Source organism: Anisomitus miae (SeqCode) (assembly GCF_054906395.1).
On sequence record NZ_JBRACL010000005.1, the window covers coordinates 28,962 to 50,656 of the forward strand.

The 21,695-nt window shown below is 36.0% G+C and carries 27 protein-coding genes and 1 pseudogene; 26 read left to right on the top strand and 2 right to left on the bottom strand.

Going from position 1 to position 21,695, the window contains the following annotated elements:
- The 13 genes and pseudogenes from AALI31_RS01930 to AALI31_RS01990 all read left to right on the top strand — a co-directional run bounded on the left by AALI31_RS01930 (nucleotide 1) and on the right by AALI31_RS01990 (nucleotide 7,902).
- On the top strand, nucleotides 1-2,520 hold the full coding sequence (locus tag AALI31_RS01930) for a YodL domain-containing protein (protein WP_489884843.1): 2,520 nt from the start codon (nucleotides 1-3) through the stop codon (nucleotides 2,518-2,520).
- Between the two features lie 4 nt (nucleotides 2,521-2,524).
- The gene (locus tag AALI31_RS01935) at nucleotides 2,525-2,731 is read left to right on the top strand and encodes a transposon-transfer assisting family protein (protein ID WP_489884844.1); all 207 of its coding nucleotides are present in this window, start codon (nucleotides 2,525-2,527) and stop codon (nucleotides 2,729-2,731) included.
- 324 nt (nucleotides 2,732-3,055) lie between these two features.
- Nucleotides 3,056-3,391, top strand: a complete 336-nt coding sequence (locus tag AALI31_RS01940) for a hypothetical protein (protein WP_489884845.1) — start codon at nucleotides 3,056-3,058, stop codon at nucleotides 3,389-3,391.
- A 204-nt stretch (nucleotides 3,392-3,595) separates the two neighbouring features.
- Nucleotides 3,596-3,691: pseudogene (locus AALI31_RS01945) on the top strand (WYL domain-containing protein); the annotation flags it as partial.
- Complete coding sequence (locus tag AALI31_RS01950; protein ID WP_489884846.1) at nucleotides 3,692-4,048, top strand: helix-turn-helix transcriptional regulator; 357 nt, start codon at nucleotides 3,692-3,694, stop codon at nucleotides 4,046-4,048. It abuts the pseudogene before it with no gap.
- 158 nt (nucleotides 4,049-4,206) lie between these two features.
- Entirely contained in the window at nucleotides 4,207-4,464 is a 258-nt protein-coding gene (locus tag AALI31_RS01955) for a hypothetical protein (protein ID WP_489884847.1), read from the top strand.
- Nucleotides 4,465-4,835: 371 nt separating this feature from the next.
- Entirely contained in the window at nucleotides 4,836-4,946 is a 111-nt protein-coding gene (locus AALI31_RS01960; RefSeq protein WP_489884848.1) for a helix-turn-helix domain-containing protein, read from the top strand.
- A 94-nt stretch (nucleotides 4,947-5,040) separates the two neighbouring features.
- Nucleotides 5,041-5,262 carry a DUF6998 domain-containing protein gene (locus AALI31_RS01965; protein ID WP_489884849.1) on the top strand — a complete coding sequence of 74 codons (222 nt, stop codon included), beginning with the start codon at nucleotides 5,041-5,043 and terminating at the stop codon, nucleotides 5,260-5,262.
- Between the two features lie 20 nt (nucleotides 5,263-5,282).
- Nucleotides 5,283-5,465, top strand: coding sequence for a hypothetical protein (locus AALI31_RS01970; RefSeq protein ID WP_489884850.1), 183 nt, complete (start codon nucleotides 5,283-5,285; stop codon nucleotides 5,463-5,465).
- Between the two features lie 85 nt (nucleotides 5,466-5,550).
- Entirely contained in the window at nucleotides 5,551-6,690 is a 1,140-nt protein-coding gene (locus tag AALI31_RS01975; RefSeq protein WP_489884851.1) for a PDDEXK-like family protein, read from the top strand.
- Between the two features lie 45 nt (nucleotides 6,691-6,735).
- Nucleotides 6,736-6,900, top strand: a complete 165-nt coding sequence (locus tag AALI31_RS01980) for a hypothetical protein (RefSeq protein ID WP_489884852.1) — start codon at nucleotides 6,736-6,738, stop codon at nucleotides 6,898-6,900.
- A 128-nt stretch (nucleotides 6,901-7,028) separates the two neighbouring features.
- Nucleotides 7,029-7,457 carry a DUF6508 domain-containing protein gene (locus AALI31_RS01985; protein WP_489884853.1) on the top strand — a complete coding sequence of 143 codons (429 nt, stop codon included), beginning with the start codon at nucleotides 7,029-7,031 and terminating at the stop codon, nucleotides 7,455-7,457.
- Between the two features lie 109 nt (nucleotides 7,458-7,566).
- A complete protein-coding gene (locus AALI31_RS01990) occupies nucleotides 7,567-7,902 on the top strand; it encodes a helix-turn-helix domain-containing protein (protein WP_489884854.1) in 336 nt (111 codons plus the stop codon).
- 57 nt (nucleotides 7,903-7,959) lie between these two features.
- Here AALI31_RS01990 and AALI31_RS01995 read toward each other — a convergent pair whose 3' ends face one another.
- Both AALI31_RS01995 and AALI31_RS02000 read right to left on the bottom strand, forming a co-directional pair.
- Entirely contained in the window at nucleotides 7,960-9,327 is a 1,368-nt protein-coding gene (locus AALI31_RS01995) for a relaxase/mobilization nuclease domain-containing protein (protein WP_489884855.1), read from the bottom strand.
- Nucleotides 9,276-9,617, bottom strand: coding sequence for a plasmid mobilization protein (locus AALI31_RS02000; protein WP_489884856.1), 342 nt, complete (start codon nucleotides 9,615-9,617; stop codon nucleotides 9,276-9,278). The genes AALI31_RS01995 and AALI31_RS02000 overlap by 52 nt, the downstream gene beginning before the upstream one ends.
- A gap of 610 nt (nucleotides 9,618-10,227) precedes the next feature.
- On the opposite strand from AALI31_RS02000, the gene AALI31_RS02005 reads away from it, so the two are divergent.
- From AALI31_RS02005 to AALI31_RS02065, 13 genes are all read left to right on the top strand, one after another.
- Nucleotides 10,228-10,389 (top strand): hypothetical protein, encoded by a 162-nt coding sequence (locus AALI31_RS02005; RefSeq protein ID WP_489884857.1) that lies wholly within the window; start codon nucleotides 10,228-10,230, stop codon nucleotides 10,387-10,389.
- 25 nt (nucleotides 10,390-10,414) lie between these two features.
- Complete coding sequence (locus tag AALI31_RS02010) at nucleotides 10,415-10,807, top strand: helix-turn-helix domain-containing protein (RefSeq protein ID WP_308452329.1); 393 nt, start codon at nucleotides 10,415-10,417, stop codon at nucleotides 10,805-10,807.
- Between the two features lie 528 nt (nucleotides 10,808-11,335).
- Nucleotides 11,336-11,518 carry a DUF6462 family protein gene (locus AALI31_RS02015; RefSeq protein ID WP_489884858.1) on the top strand — a complete coding sequence of 61 codons (183 nt, stop codon included), beginning with the start codon at nucleotides 11,336-11,338 and terminating at the stop codon, nucleotides 11,516-11,518.
- A gap of 156 nt (nucleotides 11,519-11,674) precedes the next feature.
- Complete coding sequence (locus tag AALI31_RS02020) at nucleotides 11,675-11,809, top strand: hypothetical protein (protein ID WP_489884859.1); 135 nt, start codon at nucleotides 11,675-11,677, stop codon at nucleotides 11,807-11,809.
- On the top strand, nucleotides 11,781-13,082 hold the full coding sequence (locus tag AALI31_RS02025; RefSeq protein ID WP_489884860.1) for a tyrosine-type recombinase/integrase: 1,302 nt from the start codon (nucleotides 11,781-11,783) through the stop codon (nucleotides 13,080-13,082). The genes AALI31_RS02020 and AALI31_RS02025 overlap by 29 nt, the downstream gene beginning before the upstream one ends.
- A gap of 822 nt (nucleotides 13,083-13,904) precedes the next feature.
- On the top strand, nucleotides 13,905-14,306 hold the full coding sequence (locus tag AALI31_RS02030) for an N-acetyltransferase (RefSeq protein ID WP_489884861.1): 402 nt from the start codon (nucleotides 13,905-13,907) through the stop codon (nucleotides 14,304-14,306).
- Between the two features lie 221 nt (nucleotides 14,307-14,527).
- Nucleotides 14,528-14,614, top strand: a complete 87-nt coding sequence (locus AALI31_RS02035) for a hypothetical protein (protein WP_489884973.1) — start codon at nucleotides 14,528-14,530, stop codon at nucleotides 14,612-14,614.
- A gap of 778 nt (nucleotides 14,615-15,392) precedes the next feature.
- Nucleotides 15,393-16,583 carry a phosphopentomutase gene (locus AALI31_RS02040; protein WP_489884862.1) on the top strand — a complete coding sequence of 397 codons (1,191 nt, stop codon included), beginning with the start codon at nucleotides 15,393-15,395 and terminating at the stop codon, nucleotides 16,581-16,583.
- Between the two features lie 93 nt (nucleotides 16,584-16,676).
- Nucleotides 16,677-17,879: a NupC/NupG family nucleoside CNT transporter gene (locus AALI31_RS02045; RefSeq protein ID WP_489884863.1), complete on the top strand. Its 1,203-nt coding sequence runs from the start codon at nucleotides 16,677-16,679 to the stop codon at nucleotides 17,877-17,879.
- Between the two features lie 47 nt (nucleotides 17,880-17,926).
- Entirely contained in the window at nucleotides 17,927-18,595 is a 669-nt protein-coding gene (gene deoC, locus AALI31_RS02050) for a deoxyribose-phosphate aldolase (protein WP_489884864.1), read from the top strand.
- A 110-nt stretch (nucleotides 18,596-18,705) separates the two neighbouring features.
- On the top strand, nucleotides 18,706-18,936 hold the full coding sequence (locus AALI31_RS02055; RefSeq protein WP_489884865.1) for a YgjV family protein: 231 nt from the start codon (nucleotides 18,706-18,708) through the stop codon (nucleotides 18,934-18,936).
- A gap of 211 nt (nucleotides 18,937-19,147) precedes the next feature.
- Entirely contained in the window at nucleotides 19,148-20,239 is a 1,092-nt protein-coding gene (locus AALI31_RS02060) for an AAA family ATPase (protein ID WP_489884866.1), read from the top strand.
- 67 nt (nucleotides 20,240-20,306) lie between these two features.
- A complete protein-coding gene (locus AALI31_RS02065; protein ID WP_489884867.1) occupies nucleotides 20,307-21,689 on the top strand; it encodes a glycine--tRNA ligase in 1,383 nt (460 codons plus the stop codon).
- Nucleotides 21,690-21,695 lie beyond the last annotated feature (6 nt).

Genomic DNA, 21,695 nt, shown 5'->3' on the forward strand with positions numbered 1-21,695 from the left:
TTGGAACATGGACAGCCAGCTTTTTCCGATGATAAAAGAAATTTGATTGTAAATTATGCGTACAAGCTGGGGAATGTGGAGAAAACAAGGGAGCTTGCAGAACATATCTATGCACAGGAAGTGGATGGAAATCAGGATGTTGCATTAGCAATGATTGATGCACAGGCAGAAATCGACGCACTTCCGGATAGCATGATCAGTATATCCGAAATGCAGGAATATGGCTATACATGGAATGAAATGTTTCCTCTGACACAGGAAAGGGCAATAGAACTATTTGACCATGATCTGCCTGTGTATCTTCTGCATACGGACGTCTCAGAGACTACTGTATCCGACAGAAAACAGATTGAGAAACATGACGGGATGTGCGGTATTGAAAAGGGAGACTGGCTGAATGAACGAAAGCTCCAGATGATGCAGGAAGAAATTACAGAGAGTGATTCCAACAGGGAAGCACAGCTCTTGTATGGAAATACCGATAAATATGGCATTTATCAGTTAAGGGATGATCCTAAACTGGATAAATTTCGTTTTGAGGGAACGGAAAACCTGAAGCGTATGGGAATAACCAAGGACAATTTTGATGCTGTATCACCGGAGAATTATAAGCTCGTGTATATGGGAGAACTTGCAGAATTGCAGGGACAGACACAATCGGAAACATTGGAAGCAATCTATACAAAGTTCAATATTGATCACCCGGCAGATTATAAGGCACACTCTCTTTCGGTCAGTGATATTGTAGTACTGCATGAGGATGGCGAGAACAGCGCACACTTTGTTGATTCTTTTGGATTTACGGAACTGCCGAAGTTTATGCTGACATTGGAAGGTAAGGAGAACGAAATACAGACAGAGCTTGCGGTACATATCGCAGACCGCTATATCCTTATGCATGAATGTGATGAGGGATACGATTACTCCATTCTGAATGAGCAGTATCATTTACTCGATGGTGGTGTTTATGATAATCCGGATATTACGATTCAAAGAGCAATGGATATGGTAATCGCAGACCTGAAGGAACCACGCTTTTCAGCGGTTACAGAGCAGTATTATCGTGACGAATATTTGCAGGGAGAAGTATATGCGGGTTCTGAGGTCGAGATTGTAGATTATGAGGAGCTTTCAGAAAAAGCGGAGGAAGTAGAACAGGCGGACTTGGAAGCGAAGCAGGCAGAATTTAGAGAGAACAATCCGGATGTGGTTGCAGGTTTTCGGGCAAAGACAGAAGAATTGTTTCACAGTCTGGACGGACAAAGTGCGGATGATATTGAAAAGACGGTATATGCCTATGTGCAGTCGCAGATTGATGAGTATGGACTGTACGCACAGATTGTAGATGTAGTGGTATCCGGGAGCCGATGCAGAGGTCTTGAACAGGATAATTCGGATTTGGATGTAGTTGTGGAATACACAGGCTCTACCAGAGAAGATGACCTTTTCAATATGCTACATGAGGACAGCATTTATATCGCTGGTATTCAGGTGGATATTAACCCAATTACAGAGGGCAGAACCGGAACACTGGAGACTTATCTGCCTGAGGTGGAAACCTACCTGCAGGATAAGGCACAGCAGGAGCAGATCAACAATCAGCTTGTCACGCAGGGGAGAGAATTGGTGCAGGAACAAAACGCACCTGTATCAGAAGAAAAAGTGGTTTCTGAACTGGAAAAAGAGCCTGTGATTGAACCAGAGACAGTCCATATTACATTTACGGTTGCTGAGTGTGGAGAATTTCACAATATGGGCGAATACCATGAGGGCATTGAAACGATAGAAGAAGCTATGAAACTCTATAATGCCATTGATCCATCCCAGATGCATGGGATTCCTTCGATTGGTGTTAATATGCACGTTGAAGGGACAGAAGAATGGGAAGATGAGCAGGTGGACATTTTGAGTGGAAAGTGTATTGATGTTGATTTCCTGAATTACACACCGGATCTTCGTGACACACCAAAGGTGCAAGACGCAATTAAAAAGCTGATTGCGGCATATCCGGAGAAAGATGTGATTGATATGGAGACAAAAGAGCAGAAGATACAGACACTTGCGGCAGAGCTTGACCAGTTATCCTATGATATTGACACTTTTGAATACAGAGATTCGGTGCCGGACAGGGAAGCACAGGTTCAGATGATTGCAAATGATATAAGAAGTGGCAATGTAAAGCCATTACAAATTTTTTTGCAGATATCTATTGATGAGGGGATAGATGCAGACAGCGAAAGACAGGCAAAGGAATTGCTTGCAAAGCTGGCAGAATATAAGCCACTTGCCAAAATCGAGGAGATTGAGGAACAGAATTACAACATGATTGATGACAGGCTCAACAATGGCGTGGAGAAATTCAATCGTGAGGAAGAAAAAAAAGAACAGCAGGAAAAGCCGCAGGCTCGTTCTTGCTTAAAGGAGCGACTTGCAGCAAAACAGAAGGAAGTGGCACAGGAGAAAAATAAAGATTCCAAAGAGCAGGATAAAACTAAAAAGACGAACAGGGAGGAAATATAGGAATATGAATAATACATTTACGGTTGAAGAAACAAATCTGATATGCATTTTCCAGAGTGACAGCAGAACAAAAGTAATTAAGGATATTCACAAGGCAGTCGAGCATATCGACGATGATGATCTGGTGGAATTGTCGGTACGTGTTGTGAAAAAACTGGAAAACATGAGCGATGAGGAATATGTCGGATTGGTACTGGAAGCGGCAGAATAAGGGAAGGCTCGCAGGTAGGTGTATTGTACGCCTTTCTGTGAGCTTTTTTCATAGGTGTTTTTATGGGACACCATGAAATCTATAATGAAAGCAGAAAGAGGAAAGGAAAGGATGAAAATATGATGCACAGATTATATTATTGGATGTGGAAGTCGATTGGAGATAAAAAGTTTTGTAAGCATTGTTGCCTATTCTGCAAATTCTATGAAGTTTGCAGGCAGGATGGGAGTTGTTCGTAAAAGATAAACCTACCCTATAATATTCCCTATATGATACAAATGTGGTAAAATTTAGTCAAGTTTTTATCATAAGGGGGCGAGATATGTGCCAAAGGGGACTAATCAGAAGTTAAAGCTGTATTATCTTGCAAAAATCATGGTAAACAATACCGATGATGAACACGCAATGACTTTGCAGGATATAAAAAATGCACTGGAGCAGTATGAGATTACCGCAGACAGGAAAAGTCTGTATGATGATTTTAATGTGCTGCGTGATATTGGGATAGACATTCTCGGAGAACAGCGTGGCAGGAGCTATTATTATCATGTAGGAAAGAAAAAATTTGAGCTGGCTGAACTGGAATTGTTGGTAGATGCAATCCAATCATCTAAGTTTATTACAGTGAAAAAATCACATGAACTGATTCGAAAATTATAGAGCTTTGCAAGCGGATATGAAGCATCAAAGCTTCAGCGACAAGTGGTGGTTACCGGACGTATCAAGACTATGAATGAGTGTATTTACTACAATGTGGATGCGATACATTCAGCAATCGCCAACAATCGGATGATACAGTTTCAATATTTCCAATGGAATACCAAGAAGAAAATGGAAATGCGTCATAACGGATAGTTTTATAAAATCAGTCCATGGGCATTGACATGGGATGATGAAAATTATTATCTGGTCGAATATGATGCACAGGCAGAGAAAATCAAGCATTATCGTGTCGATAAAATGCGGAAATTGTTGATAATGGAAGAAAAAAGAGAGGGCAGAGAGTATTTCAAACAGTTTAACCTTGCCTCCTATGCAAAAAAGAACTTTGGGATGTTCGGAGGGGAAGAAGTAAATGTGCGTATGCAGTTCTCTAATGATCTGGTAGGTGTTGTGATAGACCGATTTGGAAAAGATATTATTATATCTCCGGCGGATGAAGAACATTTCATAGTAAATGTGAATGTTGCAATCAGCAGTCAGTTCTTCGGATGGGTGTTTGTACTCGGAACTGGTGTAAAGATATTAGCACCTGAAAATGTAGTAGAGCGTATGAAACAGGAAATAGATGCGTTGCATGATTTTTATAACAAATAATGAAGGGAAGGGAGTTGCCATATGGGATTATATGAAGATGATGGGGAATTTATAGATGATTTAATCGCATTTGACACTGCGAATAAATATGAGAAAAGCCGTAACAGCGGAAAAAAGAATGGCTGTTATATTGCTACTTGTGTATATGGCAGCTATGATTGTCCGGAGGTATGGACACTTCGCAGATTCAGAGACGATGTATTATGGGGAAAATATTCCCAGATAAAAAGGATGATATATGGGAAAGCCGCATGTACATGGGAGTTGATTTATTCGATGTTCATTTTGTAGTTTTAGATTTACTGGAAAAGCAGGGGATAGAACTGGAAGCAAGTGATTCTGGTGATAGCTGTGGTGGTTTGCCATATTTGTATTCACTGGAGATTATAGACGAACAGTCTGAACAGTCTGAATAATCTGCAAGGGGTGTTTATAGGACACCATAGAGTTTATAATAGGAACCATGATAGGGATAGTCCCTTGAATGGTTCCTATTTTTTATGCGTGGAGGTGCTTATGTTAAAAGAACTTAAATTTTCAATACAGAGCATTTTTAGTGGTAATGGCATAAAGATATAATATTTGCTACTTTCCAAAAAAAATTACGATTTCTCATAGTAATTGAAAGACGGCTATGGTATAATATTTCTGTTATGTGGATTTATTGTAGGATTCGCAAAGGAGAAATAGATGGACGTATCATATAACAAGTTTTTTAAGATACTGATTGACCGCAAAATGAAGAAAAAAAGACATTTGCGAGCTGGCAGGGATTGGAACAAGTACTATGGCAAAGGATGAAAACGTATCCTTGGATGTTCTGGTCAGAATATGTCGAGTACTTGATTGTACGATGGATGACATCTTGGATGTACTTCCGGCAGAGAACGAGAAATAATATTGGAAAGGTGCGAAAAAATGAATAGACGAGAATATAGCGCAGGAGCAGTGAAGTTTTCGTTTTGGTTCATGGAATTTAAGACAGTGGTTATTTGATTGTTCTTTATCTCAATAAAAACGGTAATATATATGAGGTGTATAATGGCACTGGTAAGCAGCCATGGAATACTGCAAGTAAAAAAGATAGTCACAATAATCGGCACATGAGAGTGAACAAGCTCATAGAATTAGATGAAAATGTGGCAGATAACGATAGAATAGAAAAGAAACATTACATAGAAAAAATGAAGCCAGAATATAAAAACCGTAAATAAGTGTCTGGGGTGTTGTGTCTATGAGAGATTATAACCATGATGGGAAAATTGATAAAAATGATTTTGTAATTGAAGAAATGTTGAATGAAGATGATATACAGGATAATCATGGAAATTCTGATTTTATAAGTTCTATGAAAGGTTTGGGATTAGTTATAATTGGTCTGGCTGTATTATTGGGAATAGTGAAATTGATATTTTGAACCGAAAAAAATGTACTTCTGGTCATAGCGTCCAGAAGTTGAAAGGTGGATTAAGGGAAAAAAGGAATTAACAGACGAGGAAGCATTGCAGAATTTCCTCTTAGAAATAAGCTGCTTAGATGAATTGTTACCTTGGACTGGCAAATTCAATCTGTTTGATGTTTTGAAAATATCAAGGACAGAGATACGCCATAGCAACATGCTTGGCTGGCTATTGAATCCAAATGAAAATCATAATTTTGGTGACGCTTTTCTGAAAGGCATTTTGCAGCGACTTGTTGAAAAGGATACAGAAAGCAGATACGATGTATTCAAAATTCTGCTTATGGATTTATATAGCTTTTCTGTACTGCGGGAATGGAGAAATATTGATATTTTGCTTGCTTCATCCGAGGAAAAGATTGTAATTGCAATCGAAAACAAGGTAGGTTCTCATGAACATAGCAACCAATTAAATCGCTATCGTGAGATATTGGAAAAAGAATATCCCACTTATAAGCGGTTGTATCTATTTCTTATACCGGACGGAGAAAATCCGAGTGATGTCGAAAACTGGGATGTCTTGACTTATGATGATGTGATAGACGTTCTTGAAGATATTTCCAGTAGAATGGAATTACAGCCGGATGTTGATTTGATGGTCAGAAATTATATTGAGATTGTTAGGAGAGATATTGTGCAGGATCAGGCGTTGATTGATATTTGTAACAAAATTTACAATAAGCATAAAAAGGCATTAGACCTTATATTTGATAACAGAACAGATGGAAAAACACAGGTTTCAGATTCCATTAAGGAAACCTTGAGGAGCCTTGCTGATGAAGGAATGATTATATATGATTCTGATTGGGGGTATAATTTCAGGACGGAAAATATGGATAGTTACATTCCGTTATTAGACGAGCCTATTAGTTCATGGGGATCAACTAATGTTTATTCCTACTGGTTTAATGTTCGTGGAGATAGATTTTACGGAATATTTGAGCTTGCTGGAAGAAATGTTCCTGACAAAGTTATGGAGAAAATGCAGAATTTAACAGACATATTAAAGCCAAATGATAAGCGAAAATCTGATTTTACATATAAGAGAATATTTACAACCAAATGGTATGACGTATCGGATTCAGAAGATATAAGCAGAGATGCTGAGCAGGCTGTGCGTTCGGCTGTGAAAGATATTCTTGCTATGGAGAAAAATGTACTTACGCAGCTAAGGATTAAATAATAGAACTTCTGGTCACAGCGTCCAGAAGTGTAAAAGGGTGATGTGATGGAGCGTATAGTAGATATTTCCTGCCAAGTTTGTGTGGTTACATCTACAAAGGGAGAGGTAAGACCTCTTTGGTGCCGCTATCAGACAGAGCAGGGAGAATTGATTAAAATAAACATAGATGAAGCAAAGCTGACCAGTAACACCGGGAATTTGTTTTTTTGAATGTACTTCTTATGGAGAAGAAAGAAAAAACATGTTTGTCCTGATGATGGAAAGCAGGACTTACAAATGGAAGATTATACGAATATTAGTGTAGAGGTATTGCCATGTATGAGATATTAACAAACCTTTTGCCAGAGTTAAGTGATTCAAAGGCAGTGGGACAGTGGATTGCAGACCACAAAAATGATGGATCGAAAGAACATCCGATACAGTTTCCGTTCGTTGCGTATGCAGAAGCGGTTACGAAGTTGGAAGATAATATATACACATTTGAAAAAGAACACCCAGAATTATCGTTGAATAAATATCAGGCAATCTTAGAAGAACAAGGCATAGAGTGGGATATGCGTTCCATGTGTTCTGCCGATGTGTCTGATTTTACTGGACGACAGGTTGTAGCTTTGCTTCTTGGAGCAGTGAGGGCAGAGCGTTTCAGCGATGGTGCATTGAAGGAATTTGTTGAAAATGGTTCCGTGAAAAGGTGGCTGGAACGATTAGTTGAAATAGACAATTCAACAGTGTCATTTGAAGGGTACATGAATCCGCCTGAGATATAAATAGTCTACAATAGGGTAGCAAACTACTCTACAAATAAGAAATTTCGCAAATAAGCCGGGCAGTCTACAATAATGATGTACTAAGTTCCCCAGAAGGGAGGTGTATATCATGAGGTACGATCAGGTTTATGACAGGATTGATGAACTGTGTGAGCAAAGAGGCTGGAGTCGTTACAAGTTGGTTGAGGAGAGTGGAATACAACAAAGTTCCTTTTACAATATGTTCAACAGACATTCTATTCCGCAGTTAGATTTGATACAGAAAATCTGTGACGGATTCCATATTTCTCTAGCTGAATTTTTTGCAGATGACAGTAACAAGTTACAGGAATTAACTGATGAAGATCTTGTGTTTCTTGAAACAGCTAGAACACTTGACAGGAATAACAGGGACAGAGCCTTGGCATATATGCAGGCAATGAAAGATGTACAGAAAAAAGAATGAAATCCGATGTTATCAGAAAAAAGATAGCACCGGATTTTTATTTTATTTGCTATATTATTATAGAGAATGTGGCGGTTGATTTTTGTTTTGCTCCAGTTGCTTCTCTGATGGCTGTAAACCGAGATATTGGTTGAGGTTTTGTATTTTCTTTTCCATATCGGAAATATCTTTTTCGGCAGATCTGTATGATTTTTGCAGCTCTGCCTTTTTCTTTTCCATAGCGTGGAAGTCAGCTCGCATCTGATCAAGATTCATGGTTTTTATATTGATACCAGCTTTTCGAAGCATATTTTTGGCACCATCATAGAGCAGTAGTTCGCTTTCATGCCTTCGGAAATATTCATCTGGGTTCTTTGACTTTTGGGAACGCAGATGATAAGGCTTATTTGCTTCGTACTGCTCTGCATATTTGAGCAGTTCTGCATAAGGTTTGATTTCATGCTCCAGAGTAACAAGTTCTGTTCGTGCCACACTGAAAAGAGATTTCTTTTCAGCAATTTGCTGTTCCAATGCTTTGATTGACTGTGCTTCCGCATAGGCACTGGCGGCTATTTTCAAGTTTTCAATATCTGCCCAATGCTGCAATCCCGGACTATCTGTGAAGTTCTCTGAGGATGTATCTATAAGGTTACGGGTAGCATAATTCCTTTGTTTATAGTCTGTACGTTTTTTGTCTCGTGTTTTTATCCGTTCCTTGATACTTTCTCTTGTGTAGGAATGTCCCAGAGAACGATCACTGCCACGCACAAAATGCTCAGCACCAGTATGACGAAACGAAATATAGGATAAGGAATCGCCGATTTCCTCTCCTTTGATTTCGTATCCTTTCAGTCTGATAAGTCGGATGAAATCTTCGTATGAATTTGACAGTTTTATGGTCGCATCAATATCCAGACGCAGCTTATCCTTCCATGATTTCCCACTCTTTTCTGCTTCCCATTCAGTATATTTTTTACCACGCTGTTGACCGGGAACAATCGTCGAAAGCTGATGTTCTTTGTATAGTTCATCACTGAACTTCCTGATATTATAATAGCTCTTTTTACAGGTATTATATTTCTTATGTTCTATGTTATCAGTTGCACAGAAAATAATGTGATTATGCACGTGATCTTTTTCAATATGAGTTGCAATCACATAAGAATATTTTCCGCCAAGGAGTTTGTCGGCAAGCTCGGTTCCTATCTGGTGTGCTTCTTCAAAGGATACCTCTCCGGGGGCAAAAGATTGTATCAAATGGTGTGCGAGATTATCTCCAGTTTTTATATTTTTCCCATTGGCAAAAGCAAATTCCAAATGAGCAGTTTTGGCAGAACAGCCGAAGGAAGAAACATATAGTTCACCGTCTGTTTTGCTCGGATTGCAGATGTAGGCTATCGACTTATCAACGGTTGCTTTGATAGCATGGATTCGTGTGTATGCCATATCTTTTCCATTAGCTCCTTTACTTCTTTCATATCCTCCGAATATATATTTCCGGTAGTATTGGCTCTCTTTGCAATCTGATTTATAAGGTTCTCGATACGGGCAAGTTCTACGGAGTAGTCATGCAGAAATTTGTAATCTACATCATAAACATATCCATAGATAATCAGATTCCTGAGGTACGCTGACATACTACTAAGATTAGAGAGTTTTGATTTATTTTTCAAAATATACATTTCATCATCACTCAGGTAGAGCGTGATTTTATGCTTGCGGTTACGATTTGCCATAGTCAGTCCTTTCCTGATCTTGTTATGCCATATCTGGCGATTATTGTTTCAAAGGGGGTTAAGGGGAGTATCCCCTTACAAGCAAATTTCTGACGGTTTATCCGGGATGATAAATTGCAGAAATGGGGGATGTGTACGGACACATCCAATGCTTGCTGTTCTTGTGCAAATCCCCATAGGAGATTTGCGAGTTTTGGCTGCATAGGCAGCCTGTCTAAAACTCATAGTGGCATTTCTGTCACAAAAATGCAGGAAGATGAGGGAAACAGGAAAAGAAAAAACTGCCACAGGGCATAGTGATACCCGGTAACAGTTTTGCATTTTCTAAAGAAGTATTGTATTTTATCCAGATTTATTGTATCAGCAGATTTTTAGCAGGTCAACCATGTTGCAAGAGGAATTTATAGGACAGGTTTTATAGTAGAATGATAATGGGAGTAGAAACGCTTAATTTAGGTATTTTTTACATGGAGGATAATGGATGATAACGGTGGTAATACACAATCGGAATAGAATATTAAATGGTAGGCATCTGACGCAAAGTTGGATGCTTTTTTAATACTCCCCAATAGGGGGATAGAGTGAAGATTGAGAATTTGATCGTGGTTTTTTGTTATCCGGGAAAGGATGTGATTTGGTTGCACAAGAACCCACGACCACGATAGGGACAGGCTGTGCAAATTTTGCACAGCTATTTTTTTGCCTTGTCCAAAAAAGGACAGGCGGAACCAAAAAAGGACGGCGAAATGTTATGAAGCATTTGATAGAATGAACACAGAGACAAAAAGGGAGGTCTTATGATTCACCAGATAACAAGAGCAGAATTGATTGTAATTGCTGCTAGATTAAAACAGGCACAGGACATGATAGGCTATTCTGACGAGCGAATGGCATCCATGTTTGATATATCAACCGTTCAATACTCAAAAATCTTACGAGGACATAGCATGATTACGGAAGATAAGCTCATCATTTTGAAACAGGAAATGAATATAAGTCTTGATTACTTGATTACCGGACAGAGAGCTGGAAGAAATGTTCTCATTTCAAATCAGCCAATGACGGAAGTGGAATTTCGGATGTATATGGAAGAAATATCATATTATATTGAGAATCTTCCGGTAGAACTGAAGAAGGATAGAATGATGGAGATGATGCGTAGATTTTACAAAACTTTTAGCACATTGTGATGTGATTTCGTCATTCACAGAAAGCACACAAGGAGTTAAAAGTAACAGTTTACCTTGTGTGCTTTTATGGCTGATGAGGTCATGTATTTTATCCAAAAGGTCAGACGGCGTCTGACTAATTTGAACATTGATAATTGAATATTCAGATATATGCAGGACGTGTGGAATATGTGGAGCCACTATGCGGACACGCCATGAGAAGCCTGCTTTCATATATGAAGGTTCATGTGATGAAATATGGAAATAGATTCTATATTGAAACTAAGGTAGGGAGCGAGTAATGTCTGGCAAAATATACAGCAGTTGTATTAGGCAATGATACATATTTTTAATAATGATACTTCCGGAGTATTCCGGACAACAAGAATGACGGTGCGAGACCGATGTGGGCAGAGGACTGAACTGCCACCTGTATGAATTTTTATATTTATCAATAAAAGCATATTTAACGGTAAGTGTTCTTTTATTGGCAAATATGCCATGACGATAACAACAGAAAAAGTACATTTTCTTAGAAAGAGGTGAGCTATGGAAAAGAAAGTTGGTAAGAAGGACTTCATAAGATACGATGAAGGTGCTGAGAGATATTCAATGAGCAAGCACAGCTTTATGAAGCTGGCGCAGGAAACTCATGCGGTATATAAAATCAATCGTATTACGTTAGTGAATGTACCTATCTTTGAGGAATATCTTGAATCTTTTCGTGTGTAAAAATGATAGAAAAGTGGTTGCAAATTATTGTATATCAAAAAATTAGTTGACTTTTTGATATACAAGATGTATTGTGGATTTAAGGTTATGAAGGGTAGGTGATGACGGTTGGCAAGAACCGGGAGACCATGACTGGAGAATCCTAGAAGTGAAGGTGTGTTTATCCGTCTCACAAAAGATGAGCATACGGATATAACAGAGTATGCAAATGATCATAATCTGACCATAACACAGACGCTTGTTCAAGGATTTTACACGATGGTTGACAAAGACAAGTCTGAGGACGAGTGATGGCATTTGTGACCTCTTTCTTTTAGAAAGGTGGTGCAATATGTCAAAATCAAGAAAAGATTCAAAAGGCAGAGTTCTTAGAAAGGGTGAAAGCCAGAGAAAGAACGATGGCAGATACATTTACCAGTACACAGATCCAAACGGAAAAAGGCATGTGATTTATGCAAATGATCTATTGGAGCTACGTGAAAAGGAGAAAGACCTTATTCGCAACCAGTTAGATGGATTAGATTCATATTGCAATGGAAAAGTTACTCTTAATTATGTATTTGATAGGTATATATCTACTAAGTATGACCTGAAAGAACATACAAGAGCAAACTATAAGTATATGTATAATCATTTTGTCAGAGATACATTTGGTAAAAGAAGAATTGACGAGATAAAGTATTCGGATGTAAAGTTCTTTTATTATTCATTGCTGAATGAAGCTGGAATAAAAGCAAATACCTTGGATAATATCCATACAGTTTTGCACCCGGCATTTCAAATGGCGGTTCGGGACAATATCATTCGGAATAATCCGTCGAGTGGTGTAATGGCAGAGATTAAGAAAAAAGAGGGCAAGAATAAAGGTATTCGTCATGCACTTACGCTGGAGCAACAGAGAGCATTTCTAAATTATGTTGCAAACAGTCCGGTATATGTTCATTGGTTGCCATTGTTCACAGCACTTTTTGGTACAGGTTGTCGTATCGGTGAGATGTTAGGGTTACGTTGGGAAGATATTGACTGTGCAAATAAGACGATAAGCATCAATCACACTGCAATATACAGGTTTATGGAAAACGGAAAAAGTGAATTTCACATTTCTACTCCAAAAACTGAAGCAGGGATAAGGATTATTCCGATGCTTGATGCAGTAGTGCAGGCTTTTCGTGATGAGTATGAAGCACAGAAAGAGACTGGATTTAATATTCAGGTGGTCGATGGCATGAGTGGATTCGTTTTTTGCAATAAGGACGGAAATATTCATAAACCAAGCGTGATCAATCTTGCTATCAAAAGAATTTATGAAGCCTACAATGCCGAAGAAATTATTAAGGCAAAACGGGAATCCAGACGTCCCGTTTTGATTCCACATTTCTCATGTCATCATATCAGGCATACATTTTGTACTAGATTTTGCGAAAATGAAACCAATTTGAAAGTAATTCAGAGCATAATGGGACATGCAAATATTGAGACAACGATGGATATATATGCTGAAGCAACAGAGATAAAGAAAAAGGAAGCAATGAAAGCGCTGGAGAATAACAGTGATATATTTTAGGAAGAAGTCCTTGAAAGGACATTTCTTAGAACGTACATGACATCAAAACAGTAGAAATACGTCAAATTGATAACAAATTTTTGTTTTTATTTGGACTTTAGTGGATTGTCAAGAAATGCCAAAAGCAAGACAATTCATACAGTAAGTACCAGTATGGACTAATATGGACTATCGACTATTAGGTTCCCTACGATGAAGACCTTAAAATGATGTGAATAAGAAAAATGATAAAATCTAAGGATGATAAATAAGTGGAGGATGAGCATGAGAAAACTGATTTGTCTAAGATAAAGATTGAGTCTTTATTTGGAGAAGCAGTGATTTTGGTACATTTAGCGAGTCGTATTTATGTGCAGTAAAGGTTAAAAGGTGTGTTTGCAGTACCCGAAGTCAAAGAAGTTGTTACAGTTCACTCTTGATGATAGAAACAGGCACAGACAGAACCATTTTAATTGGTATTCACGCTTATTATGATCCCGAAGAACTAGTTGCGAAGAACTCTTATCGCTATCAAAAATATTTCACCGAGAGCTATGATGATAGGCATTAACTCTTGCAGTTGATGCAGAAATCGGTGCAAGCAAGAAAAAAATCGCATAATTAGTACAAGGAGTGGGCAATTCCAATTGGGATTGCCCATTTTCTAAAATGAATGGAAATGCAAACCAAAATTTGTGAGGATGGAGGCAGAGATGCTTTTTGATAAAACTTTTTCAAGAAAATTAAATGAATACAAAGATGTTTGTCGCTTAATGAGAACTGCATTTCCTCAAAATGAGCAGATACCGATGTGGCTATTGAGAGTGTTGGCATTTCGTAAAAGTGTTAATTTCAGAGTCTTTTATGAAGATAAGCAGTTCTGCGGAGTTTTTGTATACGGCTGAGGATAATAAATATGTCTTTGTGCTTTATCTGGCAGTAAATGACCGAATCAGATCAAAAGGCTATGGTACTAAGATACTTGACTGGCTGAAACAGAATACAGAAAAGATTATCGTGTTGAATGTTGAAGCAATCAATTCTTCCGCGAAAAATGCTTTGCAGAGAGAAAAAAGAATTTCTTTTTATAACAGGAACGGAATTTTTGATACTGGATGTAAATTTATTGATGAAGGCGAAACCTATTCTGTACTCACATCTGATATTGACCATTTTGACTCGAAAGAGTATGAAATGCTTCTGAGCAGATTTTCTTTTGGAACGTATAAAAAACACATTACATGATGGTAAATTCAAGTTTTTCAACGTGCCTTTTGAGAGAGGAGAAATCCTTTCCTCAAAGGGCTTTTTCTGTTTATACGGATATTCACAAACTACAATATAAAAACTTCACATACTTTAAGCACAAGGAGGTTAAGGTTTACATATGAACAACAGTTTAGCAGAAGTACATTCAGAGCTTATTTCGGAGTGTTTAGAGAATAAATTACTATTTAAAACTCGATATGATAAATGTAAAGTTGAGGAGAAATGTTTGGTGGAAATGCAGGAACAGTCATTCGTGGGGTATGAAGATAAATGAAAGCTGTTGAATTTGCGATAAGGAGTATTTATCTATATTTGTTACTTTGGATGTCGGCTAGTATTCTAATAAGAAAGTTTTGAAAGGAGAACTTGGTTTTGACCGATTACTTGGAGTTCTGATTGAAACATATACAGAGAAAGATGTGAATAAAATCAAAAATAGATTTGAAAGATGCTTTATTTCCAAATTAGTAGATAAAAATTTGTTGAGGTAGATAATATGAAAATATATAAGGTTGAAAATAGAACATCATCATTATTAAAATGACTTTTAATAATTTGGGAAAGATCTGTTAAACACACTCATTTATTTTTATTCACTGGGAGAAATTGAAAAAATTAAGAGATATGAGCCAAATTTGGGAAATTTATATGAGAGGGTATAGTGAGTTAGAAGATTAAAGTATTTAATGTTACTAAATAATGAATAAGGGATTTTAACGAATAGCTATGAGATAGTGTTTTATATATCTCATGGCTATTTGTTATTGTGTCACGTAAACATACTTATGTGTAATTTTTATAGATTATTACTCGATTAAATTGCATGTTATCAAATAGATAATTTAATATTATCTCATTAGTTTACCAACTATTAAAGTATCGATAACTTTTTTGTTGTGCTGTATTTGTATTGATATTGTTTATAATCTAATATATAATGATGCATAGATAGTCTGTGGTATGTGTGTAAGATCTGAAGAGTACTCGTTGGGGGTGATATTAAAATAAACGTATTCAACAAGGTTTTATAGCTTTACGTTTTAAAATAGGAGGAGGATGTAAGTGAACCAATACAAACGTATATTTACAATTGTGGTAGACTCTTTAGGTGTTGGGGCCATGTCAGATGCCGAAATTTATGGAGATGAAGGATCAGATACCTTAGGTCATATTTCTCAATACAATTCTGAACTTAAGATTCCCAATCTCCAAAAAATTGGTATAGCAAATTTGCACAAATTAGATAAGGTAGAAGCCTTAGATTCACCGATAGGATACTATGGATACTTAAATGAGGCTAGCGTAGGAAAAGATACGATGACCGGACACTGGGAAATGATGGGACTCCATATTACAAAACCTTTTAAAACTTTTACAGATACAGGATTTCCAAAGGAGCTTTTAGATGAGCTTTCGAAAAGAACAGGAAAGGTAATCATTGGTAATAAGAGTGCGAGTGGCACAGAAATTCTAGATGAATTAGGAGAAGAAGAGATTGAAACAGGACATATGATCGTTTATACATCTGCAGATTCGGTACTTCAAATTTGTGGAAACGAAGAGACATTTGGTCTTGAAGAGCTGTATAGGTGTTGCGAAATAGCTCGTGAAATAACAATGAAAGATGAATGGAAGGTAGGAAGAGTTATTGCTAGACCATACATTGGAAGAAAGAAGGGTGAATTTAAGAGAACATCAAATCGTCATGATTATGCATTAAAACCTTATGGAAATACTGTACTTAATGCTTTAAAGGACAATGGGTATGATGTGATTTCTGTTGGAAAAATTTTTGATATATTTGATGGTGAGGGACTTACTGAATCTAATAAATCCGAGAGTTCTGTGCATGGTATGGATCAAACTATTGAAATCGCTAAAAGAGATTTTAGAGGGCTTTGTTATGTAAATCTTGTGGATTTTGATGCTCTATGGGGACACCGTCGTGATGTACAAGGTTATGCAAGAGAGCTTGAAAAATTTGATGCTAGATTAGGAGAACTTTTGGATGTTATAAATGAAGATGATTTAATTATAGTAACTGCAGATCATGGGAATGATCCAACGCACAAAGGAACTGATCATACAAGAGAAAAGGTTCCATTTCTTGCATATTCTCCATCTATGAAGGGATTTGGGAAGTTAGATGATTCTGAAACTTTTGCGGTAGTTGGTGCTACAATTGCCGAGAATTTTGGAGTTGAAATGCCTAAGGGTACTATAGGTACTTCTATTTTAGGAAAATTGATTTAGATCGTTTATAAAGTTGGATTTTATTAATGATTAGGTTCAGATTAAGAAAGGAGTAATCAGTATTATGTTATAACGCTGATATAAATGTGGACAATGAAGATATTATTAAATATACTTGGTATTTTATTAATATTATTGATCTGTTGGTTGATCTCAAATGATCGTAAGGCAGTCAAATGGAAAAAGGTTGTATTAGCACTTACTATAGAATTAATAATAGCATTTATAATTGTTAAAGTTCCTCTTGGTCAAGCAGTAATTAATACCTTGTCTAATATTGTTACTACGGTAATTAATGCAGGTAATGAGGGACTTGAGTTTGTTTTCGGTGATTTATTTACAGGTGGTTCGATAAATATGTATATATTTATTGTGCAATCTTTAGGAAACATAATATTTATTTCTGCCCTAGTAGGTGGTTTATATTATCTTGGTGTAATTAGTTTTATTGTTAAATGGATTGGTAAGGCTATTGGTAAGCTAATGGGGACCAAAGAGGTTGAAAGTTTTGTGGCAGTCGCAAATATGTTTTTGGGTCATACAGATAGTCCAATTTTAGTTGCTAAGTATATAGGAAAGTTAACTGATAGCGAGATTTTTGTTATATTGGTTTCAGGAATGGGAAGTATGTCAGTTTCCATACTTGGAGGGTATGCTGCATTGGGTATTCCTTTAAGTTATCTGTTAATTGCAAGTGCCTTGGTTCCTATCGGAAGTATAATGTTATCGAAAATTATTTTTCCTCAAACAGAGGAGGTTGAATTAATTTCCGAAGTCAAGATGGATAATAAAGGTAATAACTCAAATGTAATAGATGCATTATCAGAAGGAGCCAATACAGGCATTCAGATGGTTATTTCTATTGGGGCATCTCTTGTAGGGTTTATTGGAATAGTAGCACTAATCAATTTAATTTTAGGGATGTTTAATTTGAGCTTATCTCAAATATTTTCTCATATTTTTGCACCTTTTGGATTCTTAATGGGATTGGAAGGTGATGCTATCTTAATGGAAGGTAGTTTGCTTGGAAGTAAGTTGATTCTCAATGAGTTTATAGCGTTTGGTGAATTGGCAGGAAAATTTTCTACATTAGATGCTAGGTCCGCTTTGGTTACCACTGTTTCTCTTTCTGGTTTTGCAAATGTTGGTAGTATGGGTATATGTATAGGAGGAATTGGTATACTTTGTCCTGAAAAAAGACCTACAGTTTCTAGACTTATATTTAAAGCTATGATTGCTGGAATGCTTGTAAGCATAACTAGTGCTTTCTTAGTGAGTATAGTTTTGTTATTTTAGTTTTGATATTTGGGGTAGAATAGTCTCGGAAGGGGAGATTTTGTTTTATGGATAGGAATAAAGTGTTAAGTATTGTTGACCACACATTATTATCCCAATCCGCTACATGGAGTGACATTTGCTTAGTTCTCGATGATGCTATAAAGTTTGGGTGTGCATCTGCATGTATACCACCTTCTTATGTTAAAGATGCGGTTAAGTATGTGGAAGGACGGTTACCTATTTGCACAGTAATTGGATTTCCAAATGGATATGCCACTACAGAGGTTAAGTTATATGAGACGGAAGATGCGATTGAAAATGGTGCAGCAGAAATTGATATGGTAATTAATATCGGCAATGTAAAGGGTAAGAAGTATTTAGATGTTGAAAATGAAATTATTAAAGTTCGTAAAGTGTGTGGAGGAAAGATATTAAAGGTAATCGTTGAAGCGTGTTTGCTTTCAAGAGATGAGAAGATAAAAATGTGTGAGGTTGTTACAAATTCGGGAGCTGAATATATAAAAACCTCAACTGGTTTTTCGATAGCTGGAGCGACTCTTGAAGACGTAGAATTAATAAAAAGACATGTTGGAAATAATGTAAAGGTAAAAGCTTCAGGTGGAATTTCATCTTTTGAGGATGCAGAAAGATTTATACGAGTTGGTGCTGATAGAATTGGAACAAGTAGGTTAGTAAAAATTGCTAAAGGGTGTGGAAATCGAGAGGAAGATTGATTAATGCACAATATACTTTCTGATAATTATTCTTAGATGATATATTGGGGGAATAAAGTTTTATATTTATTACACACTTTTATGGTTAAGAAAGGGTAGTATAATGAATTATGGATAATTCCATTTTTATAGAAATTTTTGGATATATCGGATCCATACTTATTGTTGTTTCAATGTTAATGTCATCGATAATGAAATTAAGGATTATAAATATTACGGGTTGCATTATTTCAGCTATATATGCACTTATTATTAGGTCTTTACCAGTAGCACTTATGAATATTTGCTTAATCATTATTCATATTTACAATATATATAAATTATTGAATTCTAAGGACTGACTGGGTTCAATCATTGAAAAAAATTAATTTTGCGAATGATATATTTTAAAGTTGTGTTACTTTTCAATTTTAAATTTTCTTCAAAGGCTCTTACTTATGTAGGAGCCTTTTGTATTTATAAATTTAGTTTTGATGTGTGTTTAAAATATATTCAATGTACACATAATAACACATAGTTTTTTACTTATATATTTTGCAAAGGAAGCTAATAATGAAAAAATGTATGTGTTGTTTCAAAGAAACAGATATTTATACTATAAGAGTGGATGCAAATAATGATGATCTAATATTATGCGATGAATGCGATTCCTTATTTTTTAATGAATTGGGAGATGTACAGGTAGATATTGTTTTGCCTGATGTGATAAAAGGAGAGTTAGACAAGAAAGTAATAGGACAGGAGTATGCTAAAAAAATACTATCTTTTGAGATGTATAGACACACTTTAAGAGTTAGAAATTTTAACTTTATTGATTTAAATAAGGGAAATATTATGTTGATTGGTCCTAGTGGTAGTGGTAAAACCCTTATCATAAAAACTCTTTGTGATATAGTGAAACTTCCGTTTGTGGAGGTGGATATTACATCTTACACACAGGTTGGTTATGTAGGACTTAATGTAAGCGATATAATAAAAAATTTATTAAAAGAAGCAGATGGTAATATAAAGCTTGCAGAATGTGGAATTGTATTTATAGATGAAATAGATAAAATATCTAAGAGAACATCAAGTAATGATTCTAAGGATGTATCTGGTGAGGGAGTTCAGCAAAATCTTTTAAAAATTCTTGAAGGAACTCTTGTTAGAATACAAAATGATAATAATGAGACTATTGAAATTGATACGAAAAATATATTATTCATAGGTGGGGGTGCCTTTACAGGTATTGAACATTACATAAAAGAGAGGACCTCTAGAAAGATATTTGGATTTAAGGATGGAACTTATGGAGATTCTTTAGAGAAAGATAATCTTAGAAAATACATAAAAATTGAAGATATAATTAATTATGGGATTTTAAGTGAATTTATTGGGAGATTTCCTTTAATAGTTTCTTTAAATTCTTTGAATGGATACGAGCTTAGGAAAATTACAGAAATAGAAATTCAAAGAGAGATAACAAATTATTTTAGTTTAATAGGTAAAAGTATTAAGGTTAGAGATGAAACAATCGATTCAATAGTCAATAGATGTTTAAATCATCCTTTAGGTGCCAGAGCCATAAGAACAAACATACACGATATGTTCAAAGATAGTTTGTATGAATTCGTCCTTAGTGAAGATAGAATTATAGAAATATAAATTTTGTTATTAAAGATTTAGGCTAATTTGATATAATTAGATGTATGCTTTTAAATTGGAGGAAGTTATGGATAACTTAATGGATAAAGTTGTTTCTATTTGTAAAAATAGGGGGTTTATATTTCAAGGATCAGAGATCTATGGGGGCTTGGCAAATTCATGGGATTATGGACATTTGGGCGTCGAACTCAAAAATAATATAAAAAAAGCATGGTGGAAAAGATTCGTTCAAGAAAGTACATATAATGTAGGATTAGATTCTTCAATTTTAATGAATAGAGAGGTTTGGAAAGCTTCAGGGCACGTCGGGGGATTTTCTGATCCTCTTATGGATTGCAGAGAATGCAAAAATAGGTTTAGAGCCGATAAGCTTATAGAGGAGTATTTTCTGGAAAAGGGAAAAGAACTACCAGGAATTGATGGATATTCAAATCAAGAATTAGAAAACATAATCAATGAGGAGAAAATTTCTTGTCCTAAGTGTGGTAAATTAGATTATACAGATATTCGTAGATTTAATTTGATGTTTAAAACATTTCAGGGAGTTACTGAAGATAATAAATCTGAGATTTATTTGAGGCCAGAGACCGCTCAGGGTATATTTATAAATTTTAAAAATGTTCTTAGAAGTTCTAGGAAGAAAATACCTTTTGGTATTGCTCAAATAGGAAAAAGTTTTAGAAACGAGATTACACCTAAAAATTTTATATTTAGAACAAGAGAATTTGAACAAATGGAGCTTGAGTTTTTCTGTAAGCCAGGAGAAGATTTAAAGTGGTTTAATTTTTGGAAAGATTATTGTTTGATGTTCTTAAAGGATTTGGGTATTCATAGTGAAAATTTAAGAGTTAGAGATCATTCCAAAGATGAATTATCTTTTTATTCTAACGCTACAAGCGATATTGAATTTAAATTTCCTTTTGGTTTCGGAGAGCTTTGGGGAATTGCTGATAGAACGGATTATGATCTTAAGGCTCATATGGATCACTCTGGACAGGAACTTATGTATTTTGATCCAGAATCTAGTGAAAAATACGTTCCTTACTGTATAGAGCCATCGTTGGGAGTTGATAGACTGTTTCTTGCTTTATTGTGTAATGGATATAGTGAGGAAGAGGTGAATGGAGAGATTCGCACGGTTTTGAAACTTAATCCTTTTATTGCACCTGTAAAGATTGGGGTTCTTCCTTTGTCAAAGAAGCTTTCTTCTAAAGCTCTTGAGATATACGATGATTTATGTAAGGTTTATAATTGTGAGTATGACGAATCTGGAGCTATTGGGAAAAGGTATAGACGTCAAGATGAAATAGGTACTCCTTATTGTGTTACAGTGGATTTTGATACTATAGAGAATAGGAGTGTGACTGTTCGAGATAGAGATACCATGAAGCAGGATAGGATAAATATAGATAATCTTAAAAATTATTTTGGTGATAGGATCAAGCTTTAGTTAAAA